This is a genomic window from Phycicoccus sp. 3266 (assembly GCF_031456495.1).
GTDB lineage: Bacteria > Actinomycetota > Actinomycetes > Actinomycetales > Dermatophilaceae > Pedococcus.
The window spans coordinates 350,342-369,680 of record NZ_JAVDUW010000001.1; the positions used below are offsets into that span (position 1 = coordinate 350,342).

Annotated in this window: 28 protein-coding genes; 25 read left to right on the plus strand and 3 right to left on the minus strand. The window is 70.6% G+C overall.

Annotation, left to right across the window (positions count from 1 at the left end):
• Positions 1-16 precede the first annotated feature (16 nt).
• The 24 genes from J2X64_RS01745 to J2X64_RS01860 all read left to right on the plus strand — a co-directional run bounded on the left by J2X64_RS01745 (position 17) and on the right by J2X64_RS01860 (position 17,339).
• Complete coding sequence (locus tag J2X64_RS01745; RefSeq protein ID WP_310148737.1) at positions 17-412, plus strand: head decoration protein; 396 nt, start codon at positions 17-19, stop codon at positions 410-412.
• Positions 413-426: 14 nt separating this feature from the next.
• Positions 427-1,455, plus strand: a complete 1,029-nt coding sequence (locus J2X64_RS01750) for a major capsid protein (protein WP_310148739.1) — start codon at positions 427-429, stop codon at positions 1,453-1,455.
• The gene (locus J2X64_RS01755; protein ID WP_310148741.1) at positions 1,455-1,727 is read left to right on the plus strand and encodes a hypothetical protein; all 273 of its coding nucleotides are present in this window, start codon (positions 1,455-1,457) and stop codon (positions 1,725-1,727) included. The genes J2X64_RS01750 and J2X64_RS01755 overlap by 1 nt, the downstream gene beginning before the upstream one ends.
• A 32-nt stretch (positions 1,728-1,759) precedes the next feature.
• Complete coding sequence (locus tag J2X64_RS01760) at positions 1,760-2,161, plus strand: Gp19/Gp15/Gp42 family protein (RefSeq protein ID WP_310148742.1); 402 nt, start codon at positions 1,760-1,762, stop codon at positions 2,159-2,161.
• Between the two features lie 16 nt (positions 2,162-2,177).
• Complete coding sequence (locus J2X64_RS01765) at positions 2,178-2,594, plus strand: DUF6093 family protein (protein WP_310148744.1); 417 nt, start codon at positions 2,178-2,180, stop codon at positions 2,592-2,594.
• Positions 2,594-2,965, plus strand: coding sequence for a hypothetical protein (locus tag J2X64_RS01770; protein ID WP_310148749.1), 372 nt, complete (start codon positions 2,594-2,596; stop codon positions 2,963-2,965). Before J2X64_RS01765 ends, J2X64_RS01770 begins: the two co-directional genes overlap by 1 nt.
• Positions 2,962-3,384, plus strand: a complete 423-nt coding sequence (locus J2X64_RS01775) for a hypothetical protein (protein WP_310148751.1) — start codon at positions 2,962-2,964, stop codon at positions 3,382-3,384. Before J2X64_RS01770 ends, J2X64_RS01775 begins: the two co-directional genes overlap by 4 nt.
• A 167-nt stretch (positions 3,385-3,551) precedes the next feature.
• Positions 3,552-3,812, plus strand: a complete 261-nt coding sequence (locus J2X64_RS01780; protein WP_310148753.1) for a hypothetical protein — start codon at positions 3,552-3,554, stop codon at positions 3,810-3,812.
• A gap of 6 nt (positions 3,813-3,818) precedes the next feature.
• Positions 3,819-4,331 carry a hypothetical protein gene (locus J2X64_RS01785; RefSeq protein WP_310148755.1) on the plus strand — a complete coding sequence of 171 codons (513 nt, stop codon included), beginning with the start codon at positions 3,819-3,821 and terminating at the stop codon, positions 4,329-4,331.
• Positions 4,332-4,429: 98 nt separating this feature from the next.
• Positions 4,430-4,930: a hypothetical protein gene (locus tag J2X64_RS01790; protein WP_310148757.1), complete on the plus strand. Its 501-nt coding sequence runs from the start codon at positions 4,430-4,432 to the stop codon at positions 4,928-4,930.
• A complete protein-coding gene (locus J2X64_RS01795) occupies positions 4,927-5,280 on the plus strand; it encodes a hypothetical protein (RefSeq protein WP_310148759.1) in 354 nt (117 codons plus the stop codon). The genes J2X64_RS01790 and J2X64_RS01795 overlap by 4 nt, the downstream gene beginning before the upstream one ends.
• A gap of 15 nt (positions 5,281-5,295) precedes the next feature.
• Positions 5,296-8,529, plus strand: a complete 3,234-nt coding sequence (locus J2X64_RS01800; RefSeq protein WP_310148761.1) for a phage tail tape measure protein — start codon at positions 5,296-5,298, stop codon at positions 8,527-8,529.
• Entirely contained in the window at positions 8,529-8,984 is a 456-nt protein-coding gene (locus J2X64_RS01805) for a hypothetical protein (RefSeq protein WP_310148763.1), read from the plus strand. Before J2X64_RS01800 ends, J2X64_RS01805 begins: the two co-directional genes overlap by 1 nt.
• A 1-nt stretch (position 8,985) precedes the next feature.
• The gene (locus J2X64_RS01810) at positions 8,986-9,390 is read left to right on the plus strand and encodes a hypothetical protein (RefSeq protein WP_310148765.1); all 405 of its coding nucleotides are present in this window, start codon (positions 8,986-8,988) and stop codon (positions 9,388-9,390) included.
• A gap of 21 nt (positions 9,391-9,411) precedes the next feature.
• The gene (locus J2X64_RS01815) at positions 9,412-9,753 is read left to right on the plus strand and encodes a hypothetical protein (RefSeq protein ID WP_310148767.1); all 342 of its coding nucleotides are present in this window, start codon (positions 9,412-9,414) and stop codon (positions 9,751-9,753) included.
• A gap of 28 nt (positions 9,754-9,781) precedes the next feature.
• Positions 9,782-10,807, plus strand: coding sequence for a hypothetical protein (locus tag J2X64_RS01820; protein ID WP_310148769.1), 1,026 nt, complete (start codon positions 9,782-9,784; stop codon positions 10,805-10,807).
• Positions 10,808-10,810: 3 nt separating this feature from the next.
• The gene (locus J2X64_RS01825) at positions 10,811-13,564 is read left to right on the plus strand and encodes a peptidoglycan-binding domain-containing protein (RefSeq protein WP_310148770.1); all 2,754 of its coding nucleotides are present in this window, start codon (positions 10,811-10,813) and stop codon (positions 13,562-13,564) included.
• A gap of 1 nt (position 13,565) precedes the next feature.
• Entirely contained in the window at positions 13,566-14,492 is a 927-nt protein-coding gene (locus tag J2X64_RS01830) for a hypothetical protein (protein ID WP_310148772.1), read from the plus strand.
• A gap of 149 nt (positions 14,493-14,641) precedes the next feature.
• On the plus strand, positions 14,642-15,058 hold the full coding sequence (locus J2X64_RS01835; RefSeq protein WP_310148774.1) for a hypothetical protein: 417 nt from the start codon (positions 14,642-14,644) through the stop codon (positions 15,056-15,058).
• Positions 15,059-15,061: 3 nt separating this feature from the next.
• On the plus strand, positions 15,062-15,340 hold the full coding sequence (locus J2X64_RS01840) for a hypothetical protein (protein ID WP_310148776.1): 279 nt from the start codon (positions 15,062-15,064) through the stop codon (positions 15,338-15,340).
• On the plus strand, positions 15,337-16,011 hold the full coding sequence (locus tag J2X64_RS01845) for a hypothetical protein (protein WP_310148779.1): 675 nt from the start codon (positions 15,337-15,339) through the stop codon (positions 16,009-16,011). The genes J2X64_RS01840 and J2X64_RS01845 overlap by 4 nt, the downstream gene beginning before the upstream one ends.
• Before the next feature lie 3 nt (positions 16,012-16,014).
• Positions 16,015-16,326 carry a hypothetical protein gene (locus J2X64_RS01850; protein WP_310148781.1) on the plus strand — a complete coding sequence of 104 codons (312 nt, stop codon included), beginning with the start codon at positions 16,015-16,017 and terminating at the stop codon, positions 16,324-16,326.
• The gene (locus tag J2X64_RS01855; protein WP_310148784.1) at positions 16,323-17,054 is read left to right on the plus strand and encodes a peptidoglycan-binding protein; all 732 of its coding nucleotides are present in this window, start codon (positions 16,323-16,325) and stop codon (positions 17,052-17,054) included. Before J2X64_RS01850 ends, J2X64_RS01855 begins: the two co-directional genes overlap by 4 nt.
• A 9-nt stretch (positions 17,055-17,063) precedes the next feature.
• Complete coding sequence (locus J2X64_RS01860; protein WP_310148787.1) at positions 17,064-17,339, plus strand: hypothetical protein; 276 nt, start codon at positions 17,064-17,066, stop codon at positions 17,337-17,339.
• Positions 17,340-18,092: 753 nt separating this feature from the next.
• Here J2X64_RS01860 and J2X64_RS01865 read toward each other — a convergent pair.
• A complete protein-coding gene (locus J2X64_RS01865) occupies positions 18,093-18,509 on the minus strand; it encodes a hypothetical protein (RefSeq protein WP_310148789.1) in 417 nt (138 codons plus the stop codon).
• Positions 18,509-18,763, minus strand: a complete 255-nt coding sequence (locus J2X64_RS01870; protein ID WP_310148792.1) for a hypothetical protein — start codon at positions 18,761-18,763, stop codon at positions 18,509-18,511. The genes J2X64_RS01865 and J2X64_RS01870 overlap by 1 nt, the downstream gene beginning before the upstream one ends.
• A 155-nt stretch (positions 18,764-18,918) precedes the next feature.
• Between J2X64_RS01870 and J2X64_RS01875 the strand changes: the two genes are divergently transcribed.
• A complete protein-coding gene (locus J2X64_RS01875) occupies positions 18,919-19,203 on the plus strand; it encodes a hypothetical protein (RefSeq protein WP_310148794.1) in 285 nt (94 codons plus the stop codon).
• Here the strand turns inward: J2X64_RS01875 and J2X64_RS01880 are convergent.
• Positions 19,172-19,336, minus strand: a complete 165-nt coding sequence (locus J2X64_RS01880) for a hypothetical protein (protein ID WP_310148798.1) — start codon at positions 19,334-19,336, stop codon at positions 19,172-19,174. The genes J2X64_RS01875 and J2X64_RS01880 overlap by 32 nt on opposite strands.
• Positions 19,337-19,339 lie beyond the last annotated feature (3 nt).

The window sequence follows — 19,339 nt, forward strand, 5'->3', positions numbered from 1 at the left end:
TCGGAAGGAATCGACCATGCCTCGTCTCACCACCGAGACCATCGGCGCTGGCGACCAGTCCTGGCTCGGGTCCTCGCACGGCATCCACGAGTGCCGGACCGAGGTCCTCGACATCAGCACGTTCACCGCCGCCACGCACTTCCCGAACGGGTTCATCCCGTCGGGCACCCCCGTCGCCAAGGTCGGAGGGGTCCTCGTGCCCTACGACTCGACCGAGGCGACCGTGAACGGCGCCGGCGTCCTCGCCGGCCACCTGTTCACCGACCAGCCGGTCGTGGGCACGAACGACTTCGGCGTTCCCGTCCTCGACCACGGTCGCGTCAAGGTCGCGAAGGTGCCGCAGGGCGCCAACGCGTTCACCGCCCCGGTCGCCGCCGCCAAGCGCGCCGCCACGACCATCGTCTACATCTGAGAGGGGTCTGAGTCATGCTCTGGACCGACATCATCGACCCGGCCACCCTCAGCGGGTACGCGCGCGCTTCGCTCGCGGACTACGAGGCGCGCCGGGGCACCCTGGCGCGCTGGCTGCCGAACCGCGAGATCGCCGACATCGTCGCGCGGTTCGTGCAGGGCGCCAACGGCCTCGTCGACACCGCGAAGTTCCGCGCGTACGACGCCGAGCCCGAGGTCGGCAAGCGCCGCCCCGGCAAGCGCGTCACCCTCGAGCTGCCCGCCCTCGGGCAGAACATCCCGGTGTCGGAGTACGAGCAGCTGCGCGCGCGCGGCGGCAACGTCTCCGACGCGCAGGCGCTCGCCGCGATCCAGCAGACCACCGACGCCGTCGTGCGCGCGGTGGCCGACTCGATCGAGCGCCTCCGCGGTACCGTGCTCGTCACGGGCAAGGCGACCATCGCCGAGATCGGCGCCGACGACGACTTCGGCCGCTCGGCCGGCCACACCGTGGTCGCGCCGGCGCTGTGGTCCGTCGCCGGCACCGACGCCCTGGGCCAGATCCAGGGCTGGTGCGACACCTACGTCGACACCAACGGCGAGATGCCCGGCTCCATCGTCATGTCCACCCGGGCCGCCCGGGCGCTGGCGAAGCTCGACCAGATGAAGACGCAGCTGCTCAACGGCGCGTCCCGTCCGGCCACGCTGCAGGACGTCAACGACACCATCGTCGCTGCCGGCCTGCCGCCGATCGAGCTGTACGACCGGCGCGTCCAGGTCGACGGCGTCGCCCAGAAGGTCGTCTCCGACGACCGGGTGCTCCTGCTCCCGGCCCCCGTCGCGACCGACGACTGGATGGGCACCGAGCTCGGCGCGACGTTCTGGGGTCGCACCCTGACGTCGACCGACTCCGACTGGGGCATCGCGGACGCGGAGCAGCCCGGCCTGGTGGCCGGTGTCTACCGCAACCCGAAGCCCCCGATGGGCGTCGAGGTCATCGGCGACGCGATCGGCATGCCGGTCCTCGCCAACGCGAACCTGTCCTTCGCGGCGGACGTCCTCTGATGGCCGGCGGGAAGGCCCTCGCGGCCAACGTGTGGGTCGACGGGACGCTCTACGAGGCGGGCTCGACCCCGCCGAAGGACGTCGCCGACGAGATCACGAACCCGAAGGCGTGGGGCGAGTCCGACTCGTCCGACGCCCGGTCCTACCCGGAGGGCACCCCTTCCGAGGACTGGAAGGTCGACGAGCTGAAGGCCTACGCGGCAGACAACTCGGTCGACCTCGGGGACGCGAAGACGAAGGCCGACATCGTCTCGATCCTCGGCAAGGCCTGAGGACCTGACATGACGAAGGGATGGTGAGCCTGATGGCTCTGCAGATCACTGCCGCCGACGTGCGGCTCGCAGCCTTCGGGCTCACCATCCCCGCCGACAACGACGTCGACGGGCAGATCGACCGGCTCATCGCGAAGGCGATCAGCCGGCTGCCCGGCGGCGCCGCCGGTATCCAGGCCCGCATCGACGCGGGCACCCTCGACGAGGACACCGTGAAGGGCGTCGTCGAGGACATGGTCATCCGCGTGCTGCGGAACCCGGGGGCGGTCCGGTCGACCAGCATCGACGACTACTCCGAGACCATCGACGCCGCCGTTTCCACCGGCGCCCTGTACATCAGCCCCGCCGAGCTCGCGCTGCTCGCGCTGCGCTCGCAGCGCTTCTTCGGCTCGGTCCGCATCGGCATCCCGTCCTGGCGGGTGCCGGGTGCTTAACCCCGAGGCGGCCGCCATGCGCGGCCAGGCCGCCGCACTGGCGATGATGCAGGACACCTGCGAGATCACCGTGCCCGGCGCCGGCCGCGGCCCCCTCAACCCCGACACCGGGCAGCGTGAAGCCCCCGCCCCGGTGACCCTGTACTCCGGGCCCTGCCGGGTGCGCCAGCCGAACCTCGCCGCTGCCGAGGCCGACGCGGCCGGGCAGGCGCTCGCCGTCAGCGACCGCATCGTGTCCATCCCGCTCGCCGGCGACGGCTACACCGAGCAGGGCCGCGCCGGCATACCGGCGCGGAAGGCGACCGTCCGCATCGTCACCGTGAACCCCACCGGCGACCCCGAGCTCGCCGGACGGTCGTTCTCGTACGAGGCGCCCATGGCGCAGCAGAGCTACCCCACCGCCCGCCGGATGCGCTGCAAGGAGGCCGAGTGATGCAGGTCGACGTCAGCGAAGTCCGCGCGCTCGAGCGCGACCTGGCCGCAGCTGGCAGCCGCGTCGTGCGCGAGCTAGGGCAGGTCGCGTCAAAGGGCGCCCTGAACATCAAGAACCAGATGCGCAGCGAGGCCCGCGGCGTCCGTCACGCGCCCGGTATGCCGGCCGACATCACCTACGACCGCACGGTCACCCGCTCGCGTATCGCGTTCGAGGTCGGTCCCACCACCGGCGACGTCGGCTCCCTCGCGCTGCTGTACTACGGCAACTCGCGTACCGCCCCGGTGCTGAAGGACCCGGCGTTCGCGCTGCACCACGAGGCGCCCGTGATCGAGCGGTACATGGACGCCGTGATCGACGGTGTCCTGTGACGAACCCGGTCGAGCCGACCCTCGGTGACATCGTCGCCGCGCTGGTCGCCGCCGGCGTGTCCCGCGTGTACGACACCGAGGCCGGCCGCACGTTCGACGACACCGCGGATCTCGAGGACCCGGAGCTGCCGTATGCCGTGCTCGCGGCCGACGACGGCGTGTGGGGCAGCGAGGAGCTGTCCGGGCGCACGTCGCGGGCCGTGTCGGACTTCACCGTCACCAGCGTCGGAGACAGCCCCGGGATGGTGCGGTACGTGAGCCAGCGGGTCACCACACTGGCCGGCCGCACGCTGTCCGCGGAAGGGCGGACCGGCTTCATCGAGCATGTCACCTCGAGCCCGGCGCGGCCGGACCGGGACAACCCTGAGCGGCTCGTCTTCTACAGCGTGAACGGCTTCACCGTCACCACCGACGACTAGCCCTTCCAGACCTTCTTCACGACGAGCGTCGCCAGCGCGACGACGACCAGGAAGACGACCAGCAGGGCGAACAGGGCAGGCAGGTTGCGCATAGCCCGCCATTGAACCCGACCGGGGCATCCGACGCGCCGGTTTTGACCCAATCCGAACCCAGCGGGAGGACACCCATGGCCGTTCCCATGCGAACGATCGTCAACGCGAACGGCCGCAAGGGCCGCGTCGCCGCGACCTACCCGCCCCTCGTCGCGGGCGAGCTGAAGCTCGCCCCGAAGGAGCGGCGCGCGCAGGCGGAGAACCCGGACGAGATGCCGGCGAAGTCCGCCTCCACCGAGACCTGGCGGTCCTATGCCGCCCGGAATGGCCTCACCAGCGACGAGGCCGAAGCACTCACCCGCGACGAGCTCGTCGCCCAGTTCACCAAGGAGTGACACCGCATGACCAAGATGCTGGCGCAGGCCAACACCAAGCTGCTCTGGGTGCCCGACGGCGGGATCGCCGACCCGTCGGCCCCGACCGTCGCCGAGCTGACCGCCGCGGGGGTCCTCGACCTCTCGTGCCTGGTCACGAAGGCGAACTACAACCTCGGCCCCACCGGTGACGAGTCGGTCAACGACCCGGCCCTGTGCGCCGATGGCAACTCCTCGGTCCCGGGGAACACGAACTACGAGGCGGGGATGGACTTCTTCCGCTTCACCGACACCGCCGAGGACAAGGCGTGGACCACGTTCACGCACAAGGGCATCGAGGGCTTCCTCGTCGAGCGCAAGGGCAAGCGGTTCGACGTCGCCATCACCGCGACCGACGAGGTCGCCGTGTACGGCGTCATCACCGGCACCCCGCGCAACCTGCCCGTCCCGGACAACGGCGGGTTCGAGAAGTTCCGCCAGGACTTCTTCGTCCAGTCCGAGCTCGTCGACTCCCGCGCCATCGTTGGCGCCGGCGCCTGATCGAGCCGATGAACTCCCGCCGGCCCCGCCTGTCACGGGTGCGGGGCCGGCGGGCGCTCCACCCGTGACCACCCGTGACCACCCGTGAAGGAGAACCCGTGACAGACCAGACCACCCCCGCCGAGTCGCAGTCCCTCGATGCGTGGCTCGACGACCTCAGCCTCCCTGAGGGCGACGTCACCGTGTACGGCGCCGGGAAGCTGCTGGCGATCGACGAGCGCCTGCAGCTCGAGCTGCGGAAGGCCCTCGACCGCGAGAACGCGGTCCCCGAGGACGACCGGGGCGCCGACCACGGTCATGAGTCCGCCGCGATCACCGAGCAGATCGACGCGAACTACGCGCTGATGAAGCGCTCGGCGCGCACCTTCCACCTGCGCGGCCTGCCCCAGTCCCGGATCGACGAGCTCCTGAAGGAGCACACGAAGGACGGGAAGCTCGACTCGGCGGCGTACCTCATCGCCATCGTGGCCGAGGGCTGCGACGAGCTCACGCTCGACGGCGCGAAGCAGCTCCGCGACAAGCTGAACGCCGGCCAGTGGACGAAGATCACGACGGCCATGACGAACCTCACGCAGGGGCAGGTCGACCTCCCTTTGTGATCCAGGGCCTCGGCAAGCCGAGGAACCGCCACATCCTGCTGCAGCTGCGGACCGCGGCCCGCTGGGGCGTCCCACTCGGGACGATCCGGCACGGGCGCGACCCGCAGGTCTGGACCCCACAGGACCGGCAGGCGGCCGTGGCCCTGGTCGAGTTCGAGAACAGCATCCACACCTGCGGGCACCCGCAGTCCGAGTCGTTCGACCAGGCGAAGTCCGGCTTCTACGAAGTGGACGACACCCTCGTATGCCACGCCTGCGCGGCGCTCGAGGAGTACCGCAAGGCGAACCCCCAAGCGGCCCAGCCCGGCCAGGTCCTGTTCATCAGGGACACCAGCGACGACGAGACCTGACCCGGGAGGTGTCCTGTGCCTGACCGCAACCGCGCTGTATCCGTCCGGTACGAAGCCGTCATCAGCCGCTTCGTGCAGCCGGTCAACCAGATGCGGGCGACGGTCCGGCAGTTCGCTGACGAGGCCGAGAAGTCGACGAAGAAGGCCGGCACCGACTGGGAGAAGATGGGCACCCGGGCGCAGGTCGCCGGACTCGCCCTCGGTGCCGGGCTCGCGTATGCCGTGCACCGCTTCGCCGACTTCGACCAGGCGATGTCCGCGGCCGCCGCGGCCCTGCCCGGCGCTGGCGCGCAGATGGACGACCTGCGGCAGCTCGCGATCAAGCTCGGCGCCGACACCCAGTTCTCGGCGACCGAGGCCGCGCAGGGCATCACCGAGATGGCAAAGGCCGGGATCTCGGCCACCGACATCCTCGGTGGCGGCCTGAAGGGCGCCCTCAGCCTGGCCGCGGCCGGGCAGCTCGAGGTCGGGCAGGCGGCTGAGATCGCCGCGACCGCGATCAACCAGTTCGGGCTGCGCGGCAACCAGGTGTCGCACGTCGCCGACCTGTATGCCGCCGCTGCCGGCAAGGCGCAGGGCTCCGTCGCCGACATCGCGGAGGCGCAGAAGTACGCCGGCGTCACCGCGGCCAGCATGGGCGTGTCGATCGAGCAGACCACCGCCACGCTCGGCCTGTTCGCATCGAAGGGCATCGTCGGCGAGCAGGCGGGCACCACGTTCCGCGGGATGCTGCTGTCGCTGACGTCGCCGTCGAAGATCGCGAAGCAGACGATGGACGACCTCGGCATCAGCATGTACGACGCCCGCGGGAAGTTCATCGGGATTGAGGGCGCGGCCGCCGAGCTGCAGAAGCGCCTCAGCCCCCTCGACGAGGCCACCCGGAACCAGGCCCTCGGCCAGATCTTCGGCAACGAGCAGATGAACGGCGCCATCGCCCTGTACCAGGGCGGCGCCAGCGCGATCCAGTCGTGGACGAAGGAGGTCAACGACGCCGGGTACGCGCAGCGTCAGGCTGCGAAGCTGACCGACAACTGGAAGGGCGACATCGAGCGCCTCGGCGGCTCCCTCGACGCCGTGTTCGTGAAGAACGGGTCGAAGGCCAACGGCGCCCTGCGCGGGCTCACGCAGAACGCCGAGCACATGGTCGACACCTTCGGCCAGCTCCCCGACGGGATGCAGACCACGGCCGTCGCGGCGGCCGCGCTCACCACCGGCGGTCTCCTGCTCGGCGGGACGTTCCTCGCCGCCGTGCCGAAGATCCAGGCCGCGAAGGTTGCGATCGTCGAGCTCGGCATCGCGTCCGAGGAGCGCGCCGCCCGCGGCATGACCATCGCCGGCAAGGCGGCCCGCGGGCTCGCGCTCGCCACCACCGCCCTGACCGTGGCCGGGCAGGCCGGCGGCGACCCGTCGAAGTCCCTCGCCGCGTGGGGCGACCAGCAGCTCGCGAACGACCTCACCTCGAACGCAGACGCCCTCGCCGTGCTGAACCGGCGGTTCGCCGAGTCGGCGAAGCTGTCGAACATCGACCTCGGCGTCAGCAGCGTCGGTGACGCGCTGAAGTCCGCGCTGGACCCGTCCGGGCTCGAGAAGTTCGACGCCGCGTTCTCCGGGACCCTGTCGATGTTCGGCTTCGACAACCTCTCGAACATGAACGTCGCGCACCAGCGGCTCGGCGAGATCGACACCGTCCTGACGCAGCTCGTGAACAGCGGCAACGGCAAGCGCGCGTCCGAGGTGTTCTCCCAGCTCGCCATCGCCGGGTCCAAGGCCGGGCTGGGCGTCGACGACATCAAGAAGGCGCTCCCCTCGTACAGCGAGGCCCTCGCCAGCGCGGAGCAGCAGACCACCGCGACCCAGAAGACCACTGAGCTGCTCGCGCGCTCCAGTGGGCACGCCGCGGTCGCGTTCGGCAGCGCGGAGGGCGCCGGCGGCGCCATGGCCTCCACCGTGCTGCTGCTCGGGAAGAACGCCGAGACGGCGAAGGACGCCGTCGACGCCCTCTCGAAGAAGATCCAGGGCGACATGGACGCGGCCTCGACCGCGTTCTCCCGCGACCTCGACGTCCTCGGCAAGTACGACCCGCAGAAGGCAGCCGACGACGCGAAGTCGGCCGCGGACAAGGTCACTGCCGCCGAGAAGTCGGCGCAGGACACCCGCGAGCGGATCGCCGCGAAGAAGAAAAAGACGATCTCCGACACCCAGGCGATCGAGCGCGCCGACGCTGCCGTGTCCAAGGCCCGGGACGCGCAGGCCGAGGCGAACGCAAAGGTCGGGGCGTCCGGGCTCGAGGCGATGTACAAGTCGTCGATCGCGACCGCGCAGAAGTTCACGAACGACATCGCGACCGTCACCCGGAAGGGTCTGGACCCGCAGGTCGTCGCGAAGCTGCTGGCCGAGGGGCCCACGCAGGCCGGCCCGGCGCTCGAGGCCCTCGTCGGGAAGAACTCGGCGACGCTCATCAAGATGATGAACGACTCCGAGGCGCAGATCCGGAAGCTGAACGCCTCAGTCGTCGAGCAGGCCCGCCTGACGTCCATGGCCGTGAACGCCCCGACGGACGCGCTGGCGCAGGACCTCGACGTCGCGATGGGCATCGCCCAGGTGAAGGCGTCGCAGGGCGGGAAGGCGACTGCGGAGCAGCTCGCGAAGGCGCTGCACTCGAAGAAGTCCGAGATCGAGCGCGTCGCCGCCGAGTTCGGCATCGCCCTCGCGATCCCGGCGCCGAAGCCGGTGAAGCTGACCGTCAGCAACAGCGAGGCGCTCCGCCGGATCCGCGACACCCGGCAGGAGCTGCTGAACCTCGACGGCGCCGTGGCGCACACGTACATCGAGACCAAGATCGCCAACGAGCGCGACCGCCGCCAGGACGCGGCGAACAGCAAGGGTCAGGGCGGGCTGACGATCACCTTCCCCGGGGACAGCACCCCGAAGATTCACCGCGCCGGCGGTGGCCCCATCGTCGGCGGGGGCACGTCGAAGTCGGACTCGGTCCCGTTCATGGGGTCGAACGGCGAATGGGTCATCCAGAAGCCGGCCGTCGACTTCTACGGGGAGCGCTTCTTCGCCGCCGCGAACGCGATGCAGCTGCACCCGGCGTCCGTCGGGGGCGGCCCCGCGTCGTCGTCGAGCAGCGTCACGCACCACACCCCGATCCACATTGACCAGCTCGTCTCGGCCGACGTGCACGACTTCGAGCAGCAGGCATTCCAGCGGCGCCGCGAGGCTGCCCTGATCAGTCAGGACGGATGATGCGCAGGGTCATCGAAGGGATCGCCCGGATCCGGGACACGGCAGGCCTGGTGGTGCTCGAGGCCGGCGACGGCCGCAACGGGTACCGGCTCGCCGATTTCTCCGACGACGAGGTCCGCTGGGACCGGAAGACGGTCACGTCCCCGTGGGTCGACGGTGATGGCGAGGCTGGCCCGGCGCGCAAGCAGGCGCTGAGTAAGACGGTCGCGATCCGGGTGAAGGGCGCGACCTGGGCGGAGGTCGAGCAGCGCAAGGAGGCGCTGTTCGACGCCGTCGCGGGGCCGTTTCTGCTCGAGCGCGTCATCGAGGGCGTCTCGTACGTGTGGCGCGCCTCGGCCGCCGACGTGTCGTCCCCGGCCGTGAGCGCGGTCGACGTCCTCAACCGGCGCCGCGTCGTGTACCTGACCGTGCCCGTCCAGCCGACCCCGGCCATCACCTTCCCCCAGGAGCCCTGACGTGTTCGGCATCGACTCCGAAGTGAACGCCGCCCTCGACTCCCGGTTCGCCGGCGGCCCGACCCGCTGGCTACTGCTGTCGCAGACCGAGCCCGTGTTCGACCCCGACGGGTACGTCGGGATCACCGAGCCGGACGCCCCGAGCTACCAGCGGATCCAGGTGCCCGCCTCGGCGTGGCCGGCCGCCGCCGACCGGGCGGTCGAGCTCGACGTCATCTGGCCCGACACGGTCGACGACCTCGGCGTCATCGGCTGGTGGGCGCTCGCGGACAGCCCCACCCCGGGGCAGGGCGTGGTCGCGTGGTCCGGGCGGTTCGCGCAGCCGCTCGAGCTCGCCGCCGGCACCTCGAACATCACCCTGACGCTGCGCGTCGAGTCCCCCGACAACTTCACCGACCTCGCCTGACCGACCCAAGGAGACGCCCCCATGTTCACCCCCGCCACCGTGAAGATCGGCTCGGACGCGATCGCCGCCGCCATCACCCACCTGTCCATCCACACCGCGGGCGACACGTCCAGCTCGGGCAGCGAGTCCACCGCGCCGCGCCAGCCCATCGCCCTGGTGTCCGACGCGAACGGCAACCTGACCGCCGGCCCGATCTCCTTCACCGGCGGCGCCGCGAACGGCCCGGCCGTCCGGTATGGGTACTGGACGGCGGCATCGGGCGGCACCTACCGCGGCGGAGCCATGCTCGCCGGGGACAACGCCTTCAACGCCGCCGGCGAGTACGTCGTCGACTCGGTCACCGAGACCGCCGCCAGCGCCTGACCGACCGCGACTCAGACAGGGGGCCAGCATGGCTCTGCTCTACATGGACGGCTTCGACATGCAGGACTGCGACCTGCGCTGGGCGACCATCGGCAGCAACACCGCCGCCGTCGAGTACGCCGCAGGTCGTCTCGGCACCGGCTTCTGCCTGGGCCTGACCAGCGGCAGCGGCGTCCAGACGCGGCAGCGCTCCTTCACCGCGTCCGCGAAGGTCATCGTGGGCCTCGGCGTGAAGCGCAACAACACCGCCGACGACGGCGACTTCCTCATCCTCAAGGGCGACGCCGGGGCCACCTCCCACCTGAGCCTGCGGGCCCGATCGGGGAACCAGCTGCAGCTCACCCGCGGCGGTACAGTGATCGCCACCGCATCCGGTGTCGACCTCAGCGTGTTCCACTACATCGAGGTGTCCGCCACCGTCGCGGACTCGGGCGGTCGCGCGATCGTGAAGGTCGACGGCATCACCGTCATCGACTTCACCGGTGACACGAAGAACGGCGGCACGAACACCACGCTCGACGCGCTGGCACTCTCCCAGCCTGTCATCGGCGGGTCGATCCGGTACTGGTTCGATGACGTGTACATCTGCTCCGGGGTCGACTCGGGGATTGCGGGGATGCCGAACAACGACTTCCTTGGCGACCGCCAGGTCGTCACGCTCCGACCCAGCGGGGCCGGCTCTAGCACCCAGCTCGCACCGACCGGGTCGGCCACGAACTGGCAGAACGTGGACGAGACCCCCTTCGACGCGGCGGACTACAACGCGTCTGCGGTCGTCGGGCAGCGGGACACCTACGCCCTCGGCGACCTGCCGAGTGGTTCCGGGGTCGTGCACGGCATCCAGAACTGCATGATCGCGCAGAAGTCGGACGCCGGGAACGCGAACATGAAGACGGCGGTGAAGTCCGGGGCGGGCGTGTACTACGGGCCGGTTGTCGGTCTGGCGACGTCGCCCGCATGGTCCGGCACCATCCGCGAGTCGGACCCTGCCACGTCGGCCGCATGGACCGCCGCGGGCGTGAACGCGCTCGAGGCCGGCGCCGAGGTCGCCTAACCCGTGACCGACTCCCGCCTCCTCGCCGAGGGCGTCGACGCCCTTGTCGCGCCCACGGCCACCCCGCGGCGCCTGTCCGCGTTCGCCGTCGAAGCGCTGGCCGCCCCGTCGGCGACCCCGTCGAAGCTCGTCGTCGCGTATGCCGAGGCCCTGGTCCCGGCGGTCGCGCCGAAGCCTCACGGAGCTGGCACCGGCACCCTGACCCGTACCGGGTCCGGTACGGGCCACAGCCGCCGTCACGGGAGCGGGACCGGCGCCCTGACCATCACGGGAGCCGGGACCGGCCACGCCCCGGCCATGGCCGTCCGCCATGGCACCGGCACCGGCACCTTCGGCTGGACGAGCTCGGGGTCTGGCCACAAGCCCGGCGTCGCGAACCGACACGGCAGCGGAACCGGCACGTTCGGCTGGACCGGTGTGGGCCACGGGACCGCGCCGGTCGTCGACACGACGCCGCACGGCTCGGGCTTTGGCGCGCTCAACTGGAACGGCCTCGGCGTCGGTACGGGCTCGGAGCCGGCCGTCGGGACCCCGTGGTCGTCCGACCTGTCGCAGCGCACCCTCATGCCCATCATCGGGTCTGGCTCGGCGACGTTCGTGCCTCCCCTCGCGGCCATGCCGACGACGATCGACGAGCGGCCGATCATGCGCGCGTCGCGTGTCGTGCCGGACCTCACCACCCTCGCGGGCGCGCGCGTCGACCCGGACACCGGCCAGTTCGTCGTGCCCGACAACGTGTACGACGAACTGCCCGTCACCCGCGGCATCGTCGGCGTGCCGCACCTGCTGATCGCCGGCCGCGACGTGACCTACTTCCGCGGGTCGCGGACCCTCGTCAAGTCCGACACGGCGTCCGAGCCGTTCGGCGATGGCTCCCTGTCGGTCGAGTTCCCGCAGATCAGTACCCTCGACAAGAAGACAGACCCGGCCCTCGCATGGCTGCGCGCCGACGCGACGGTGCACTACGTCATGCAGCGCTGGGACGAGAACGGGCCGACCGGCGTCATCGACACCCTGTTCCACGGGTACCTGGTGTCCGACGACTCGGGCAACGACGAGACCTCCGCGCAGAAGTCGTGGGAGGCCCGCGGCACCCTGTATGCGGCGGCGTCGGCGGCCCACATCCCGCGCCAGCTCTACACCGCGCAGGACATCGGCTTCTGGATCCCGAAGACGCTGAACAGCGTGCCCTCGCGCCGGTACCCGAAGGTTCCGACCGTCCGCGCCGGCATCCGCACCCTGCAGCGCGGCGCGTCCGGCGAGAAGATCATGGAGTACGTCCAGGGCCTGCTCGGCGACGCGTGGACCACCTCGGGCAACCAGTGGACCGTCGCGAAGAAGCCCGGCACCGCCTGCACGTATGTCATGCGGCAGAAGAAGACCGGCGTCGACTGGACCATCACGAACGGCCAGCGCGGCGTCACCGTGTCCCTGTCGACCGACACGACCCAGCGACGGAACGTCATCTACGGCCGCGGGCAGCGCAGCGACGGCGGCGTCTGGATGAACAAGCGCTTCCCCCGCGGGACGCACGCCCCGGCCTACCCGTTCAGCTCGCCGGGTGCGGTGATGACCATCGGCACCACCGACGCGGCCACCTCGACCGGCGACGGCGTCTCGACCTGGCAGCGCCGCGCCATCGCGCTCGGCTTCCGTGGGATCACCGTCGACGGCGTCTACAACAGCAACGACGCCACCGTCTGCCGGCAGCTGCAGCAGCAGTACGGCATCCAGGTCGACGGGGTCGTGGGCCCGCAGACGTGGGCGGAGACGTTCGACGTCGGCGCGCTCAACGGCAACCCCGACGCGTGGGTCCGGCTTCCCCTCGCGTGGGTGCCCGGGACGCAGCGGTACCGGTACGGCGCCACCGGCTCGATCGTCGGGAAGGACCCGGCATACGACCCGACCATGACCGTCGTCTCCGACGAGGTCGACTTCGGGACCGACGTCACCCTGGCCGACGGCATCAAGTCCGCCCAGCAGATCATCGACCGGGAGAACCCGGCCGGCGTGACCGGGACGCTGACCCTGTCCGTCGACCCCCGCGAGGGCTCCCGCTTCACGATCCAGCCCGGCGACCGGATCAAGCTGATCGGCTATGAGGGACGCGACGTCGTGCTGCACATCGCGCAGCGGTCGCGGGACTGGACCGGCAAGGGCTCGGTGACCCTGCAGGTGGCGGAGAAGGCGACCGACGCCCTCACGCTCGCCCAGATCCGGGCCCGGAACAACGCGAACCGGCAGGACCCAGCTCGCCGCCCCGGGAAGACGCGCACGAAGCCGGTCATCGACCCGTGGGACTGCGAGTCGGGCGCCGGCCAGATCGAGCGGCACGCCCTGTTCGGCGGCCTCTGGACGGTCATCCGGGTGCCCATGTCCGAGTTCGGCAGCGTGTCCCGCATCGCGATGCGGACCGCGCCGGCATCGCGGTTCGCGGTGTTCCTGTTCGCGCAGCCGATCACCTCGGCCGACTGCGTCCGGTACATCGGAGCCAATCCCCTCACGCTGGACTCCCCCGGCGAGACGCACCGCGAGCTGCTCGAGGACCGGTTCGGCTGGCTCGAGGGCTGGGGCCGCAACGGCGACGCCCTCGGCTACTACCCCGGCTCGGAGGGCACGAATGCCCCGCTGACCGGGCGGTTCCAGGACGCCGGCATCGAGTACTGGTCCCCCACCGGGTACCTGTACGTCGCCGAGTTCTCCGCGGCCTCGACGTTCATCGAGGGCGACATGCGCGCAGCGCCGCAGGAGATGTGACGTGCCGTGGTCTGACTGGGTCGACCCCGGCATCCGCTCGTACTCGGTGTTCGGCCCGATCGACACGGTCGTCACGGTCGTCGAGGTCGACGGGCAGGCTGCCATCGGCACGCCTCCCGACACGCTCCTCGCGCCGCTGCACCCTGCCGCCGAGGCGTGGTCGGGTGCGACGAGCTCGGTCGAGCAGCGCAACGCCTTCGAGGCAAGGGCTGCGTCCGAGGCGGACCTCGACGCTGGCAACGGCAACACCGGCGCATTCGTGCAGCGGCTCGTCACCACCGCCATGTTCGATGCCCTGCGGGTCCGCCCGGAGCGGGAGTCGTTCCCGTGGGAGCTCAACGACCTCGAGTACGGGGTCGACTACACGGAGATACCCGGCACGTCCGATTACGTGGTGTGGGAGGACGGCAACACCGCGTCCCAGGTGTCGGACTTCGACAGCTGGGATGGCTACCTCACCCTGACCATCACGCAGGCCACGATCGGGACCGACCAGCTGACCGACCTCCACGTCCTGACGTCGGTGCAGGCAGCGAACGTGGCATGGCCGACCGAGCCCTACTTCGAGCCGAACGACCCGGTGTTCACCAATACCGCGTTCAGCGGGAACGTCGTGCTCGAGTTCGTCGGCGCGGCCGGCCTCGACAACACCGCCGCGTTCCGGACGGTCGAGCGCAAGATGCAGGTCGTCACCGAGGTCGCCCACGGCAGCCTGCCGCTGGTCTCTGAGCAGGTTGTCGGCATCGCGCAGACGACATTCAACATCAGCCTGCACATGGCCCCACCGAGGTTCCGGTACTGGAAGCCGGACACCAAGAAGTCCTGGGTCCGGCTGCTGCACCGCGGCGACGGCCTCGGCGTGACCCCGAAGCGGCTCCGCACCGGCGGCGCCACCCACCAAGCCGGCCGCCTCCGCGGCTCGTACTGACCCCGCACCACCCGACCTCGCAGGGAGGCCCCGTGGCATCACCACAAGGAACACCCATCCCTCCGCTGGAGGACCCCATGCATGCGCCGCAAGTCCCGCACCCGTCTCGAACTGTCGCCGTCCACACCCTCGCCTGGCTACTCGTTGGCGTGGCCCTGTTCGACGGCGCCGGTTACGCGTACGGCGGCAACGCCGTCGCCACCTCCGGGTCCTTCGCTGCACTGTCCGCCGTCCCCGGCGGCATGCGCACCTGGGGCGTGCTTCTGCTCGCCGGCGCGCTGGCCGTCGCCTGGGGCATCGGCCGCGACGGGCACGAACACCCCCGCGCCCTCAACATCACGCTGGCCATCGGGGTGGGCTACTACCTCTTCTTCGCCGGCATGATCGTCGCCGCGTGGGTCAGCATCGGCAGCGTTCCCGCCTGGGGCGCCCTGTCCAAGCCTCTGGCGTTCGCCGTCCTCTACTACCTGTGCGCCCGCGCCGTCGCCCCCAGCGGCTTCACCTGGTACGACCGGGCGATCTACTGGCTGGCACAGCGCGCGAGGTCCCTGCGTGGGCGGGGGTAGCCCATGGGCGGCCTCACCCTCGGCCAGCTCCTCGCTGCCATCGCCGGCTCCGGCCTCCTGGCCTTCTTCGGCGTCATCATGTCCGGCCGCACCGGACGCCAGCGCGACTTCGACCAGCGCGTCGACAAGCGCCTTGCCGACTCCGAGGCCGAGAACAAGGAGCTCGACGAGGAGAACAGCAAGCTGCGCATCGAGAACACGCGCCTGCAAACCCTCCTGTGGTCCCACGGCATCGACCCCGCCTCCCCGGCCCGGGTCCACGACGATCAGGGGGCAACATGACCGGACGCCATGAAGCCCACGGCGGACCCATGCGCACCGACGACCCCGTCGCCCCCGGCATCCGCCGCATCCGCGCCTACTGGATCACCGCGATCGGGCTGCTCGGGATCATCGCCGCCGTCATCGGGATCACGCTGTACCTCAACGAGAAGGCCACCAGCGCCCAGGACTCGGCGACCCTGTCGCAGGAGGAGACCCGCCAGCTGCGCGAGTTCCTCTCCGACCGCGGCAAGCAGCGGGACCGCGAGAAGACCGAGACGCAGGCCCAACTAGACCAGCAGCGGGCCGTCCTGTGCTCCGCGATCCGCACCCTCGAGCAGTCCGCGCGACCCCAAGCCCGGAGGGTGTTGGCCAAGGCGGCCACGGATCTGCGCTGCGCCGCGCTACCTACTTCGACCAGCTCACCGACGCCGACGGGCACGGGGAGTACGGCTCGCTCGGCAGGGGACGCCGCCCCCGCGCCGGCCACTCCCCAACCTACCGGCACCACGGCCGAAGCCGGGACCGTGTCGGGAAAAGCACCGGGCCGGCCGGACCCGGCCCCAACCGAGGCAAGGCCAACCCCAAGGGCAACGCCCACGGCCACGACGGCACCCGGCCCGACGCCAACGGCCACCAAACCCGCTGACCCGATCCCCGGGCCCGTCTGCGTCCTCGGCATCTGCCTCTGACGGATGACGGCCCTCATCGCCGCCCTGCAATACCTACGGGACCGGCTCCACGCCCGCGCCTACGACGAAGCCCGGACCGGTCACCGTGAGAGCGCACGCGTCCTCTGGGTCCTCGTCGACGAGCTCGACCACCTCATCACCTCCACCCCGCGAAAGGGGCAGCCCGCCATGTCCGAGACCCCGTTCCCCTTCGTCGATGCCGGGCCGGTGCCGCCCGAGCACGCCGCTGGCCAGCCGGCGGACCAGGACCCGACCGTCGACACCGTCCCGGAGGACGACACCGTCGAGACCGCACCGCAGGAGGCAGACCAGTGACGCTCGCCGCCACCCTCCGCGCCGCCACCGCCGACATCGGGTACGTCGAGGGCCGCGACGCCCAGCACCCGAACGGGAACATCACCCGCTACTGGGAGAAGTACCGGCCGAGCTGGCAGGGGCAGCCCTGGTGCGCGGCCGCCGTGTCAGACTGGCTCAACCGTGGCGGCGAGCTCGAGGAGTTCGACGGGCAGGCGATGTTCTACTGCCCCGCCATCGAGGCGCTCGCGAAACGGAAGGGCCGCTGGTTCGCCAGCCCCCGCGTCGGCGACCTGGTGCTGTACAGCTTCGGCGCGTCCGAGGCGATCCACATCGGCATCGTCGAGAAGGTCAACGCGACCACGATCCAGACCATCGAGGGCAACACCAGCCCCGACGACTCCGGCTCGCAGAACAACGGCGGAGGCGTGTACCGCCGGAAGCGCACCCGGTCGTGGGGCATCCGCGGCTACTACCGGCCGGCGTACGACGCCCCGCCCGCGTCGTCGATACCTAAGCTCGCGGCGCCCCGGTACCCGTACGAGCTGCACCTCGGCGCCCGGAACCGGTACGTCGGCCAAGTCCAGCGCCAGCTGAACGCGCGCATGAAGCCGTCCCCGCGGCTCGTCGTCGACAACGACTACGGCCCGGCCACCGAGCGCGCCGTCCGCCAGTGGCAGCGGCAGCACACGTTCCTCGACGTCGACGGCGTCGTGGGGCCCGACACCTGGAAGTCCATCTTCGCCTGAGGAGGCACCGTGACCAACCCGTTCGTCATCATCCCCGCCCAGGTGCGGCTCTACCTCTACCTCGTGTACGGCGTGGCCACGCTCATCATCTCGGCCGTCGCGGCCTACGCCGGCGCCCTGCAGCACGACGTCCCGGAGTGGGCCATCGGCACCGGAGGGGCGCTCGTTCCCATCGGTGCCGCCTTGGCCGGCATGGCCGCGTCCAACACGACCAAGAGCAACACCGCCGTCGTCGAGGCGCCCGCGGACGTCGCCATCACCCCGGCCCCAGCCGACGAGCCGTGATTCTACGGACTGGCGCGCCTGACGGCGTTGCCACCCCGGTGCACCGCGGCCCCGAAATCAACCTCGAGTACTGAGCCAGTAGCCTCAGAACGGGACCGTCCCTGACCAAGGTCCCCCGCCCCTTCTGCCTTCGGGTAGGAGGGGCGCTTTCGTCGTGCCTGCAGGTCCCGCCGCCGCGCCAGGCCGTCCCCTACCCAGCGCGGCGACCGCCCGCAGACCCCTGACGCGAGCGCCCTCACAACCCCCGCCAGCATGCTCCCGCCGCACGAGCCCCTGCCTCCACCAAAAGGACGGCTCGCCGTAGCGCGTGCGCACCAGTCACGCCGGTCCTGGTGCACCTACGCTGAAGGCCGCGGCGACCGCAGGTAACCCTCACGCCTAGAAGCCGGTCGCAGCTGCGCCCCCACCGTGAACCCCTGCGCGGTGGGGGCGCTCCTCGTCCGTCACCCACCGAATCCTCTCGGGCAGGGACCATGGTCCCTGCCCGTGGCTCGGCGTCGCCGACACAGTGACGAGTGCGGGCCCTTTCCTGGTCAACCCGCCGCGCCCCCGCCAGTCCACCCGGCGGGGGCGCCCACTGTCTGGACGACGCAGCCGACCCACCAAGCCAGGCCCGTCGCAGGACCTTGGTCCATGTGCGCGCGCCCCCAATGCCACGAGCGTTGCGCGCACGGCCGGACACTAGTCCCGTCCACGGCCGTCGCGTCCCCGCTGGCTATCCCCCAGCGGGGGCGCACTTCCCCGAGGACGACGCTATACGTCCCTGGCCTTCAGCGCTTGCCTGCCCTGGTTCTTGCCGAGGCAGAAGTCACGGACATCGCGCCACTGCTTCTCCGCCATCATGGCCGCCATCGGCCCCAGCTGCGCGACGTCGTAGCGGGTCCGATAGGACAGCTCGAAGAGCGACCGGTACTGGGGGTGAATCTCGGGATACAGGTCACGTACGAGTTGGTTGACGCCGCGGCCATCCGCGCCACCAACTTGAGTGTGCTTGCGAGGATGCCGCTCGTCCTTGGGGATGGAGGCCTCGTCGGCCAACGTCGAGTGCACGTAGTGCAAGGCCGAGTAGAAGAGGGCGGTCATCGACCACTCCTCGAACGCCTCGGCGAGGAAGTCGGCCGCTTCCTTGTTGCGCTCCGCCCGCGCAACATGCCATGCCCTGGCTCCCATCAGGCAGTGGCGAAACTGGGGTCCTCGACGGCGATCAGGGGGACGATGTCGAACTCTAGAGCGAAATCGTCGCGGTGGTCCCCCTCAAACTGGAGGAGTCGCTCAAGCACGACCATCCGGTTGTCCCAGTCGTAGTTGTCGATGCAGACGCCGACGCGGAGGATGCGCGAGTTCGGCTCCCAACGCACACTGATGTGGGTCTTCCCGACCTGAGGTAGGAGGTCGTCCAGTCTTCCGTGCAGCTCGAACTTCACGGTCTCTACGCTGATGGTCACTTGGTCATCCCCCTGAGACATGGGTTCCACGGTACTCCAGGCTGGACGGGAACGTCGTCAACTTGGACTTGACTTGAGTGAAGCGGACGCCACCGACAATGCCGCCGTCTGGGGCCAGGCCTAGCCTTCGAAACATGAGCGGCACCCGCGCGACCGAGCCCACCTACCGGCTGATTGACCTCCACCCCGACATCGACGTCGACGCAGCCGCCGAGGCTTTCGCGACCGAGGGTTGGACCTTCGTCGGCCGCGGCGCCAGGTGCCGGATCAACGGCGTCGAGTACCACCGCGTCAGCGCCATGCGCATCGGACGGGTCATCGACCCCCAGCGGGCCAAGGCGCGCGACCCCAAACAGCCGTACGACGTCCCGCCGGGCTGGGACGGGCCTACTGCAGGCGCCAGCGCGCCTTCGCGATGAGCTCGCACAGCCCGCACAGCATCAGTCCCCTGATCCGGCGCAGCCCCCGGCGGTCCACGGCACGGCAGCGCTGGCAGCGCCGAACGTGTTCGGCCGCGAGCTCAAGATCGCGCACGTCGGTGATCATCGCCATGTC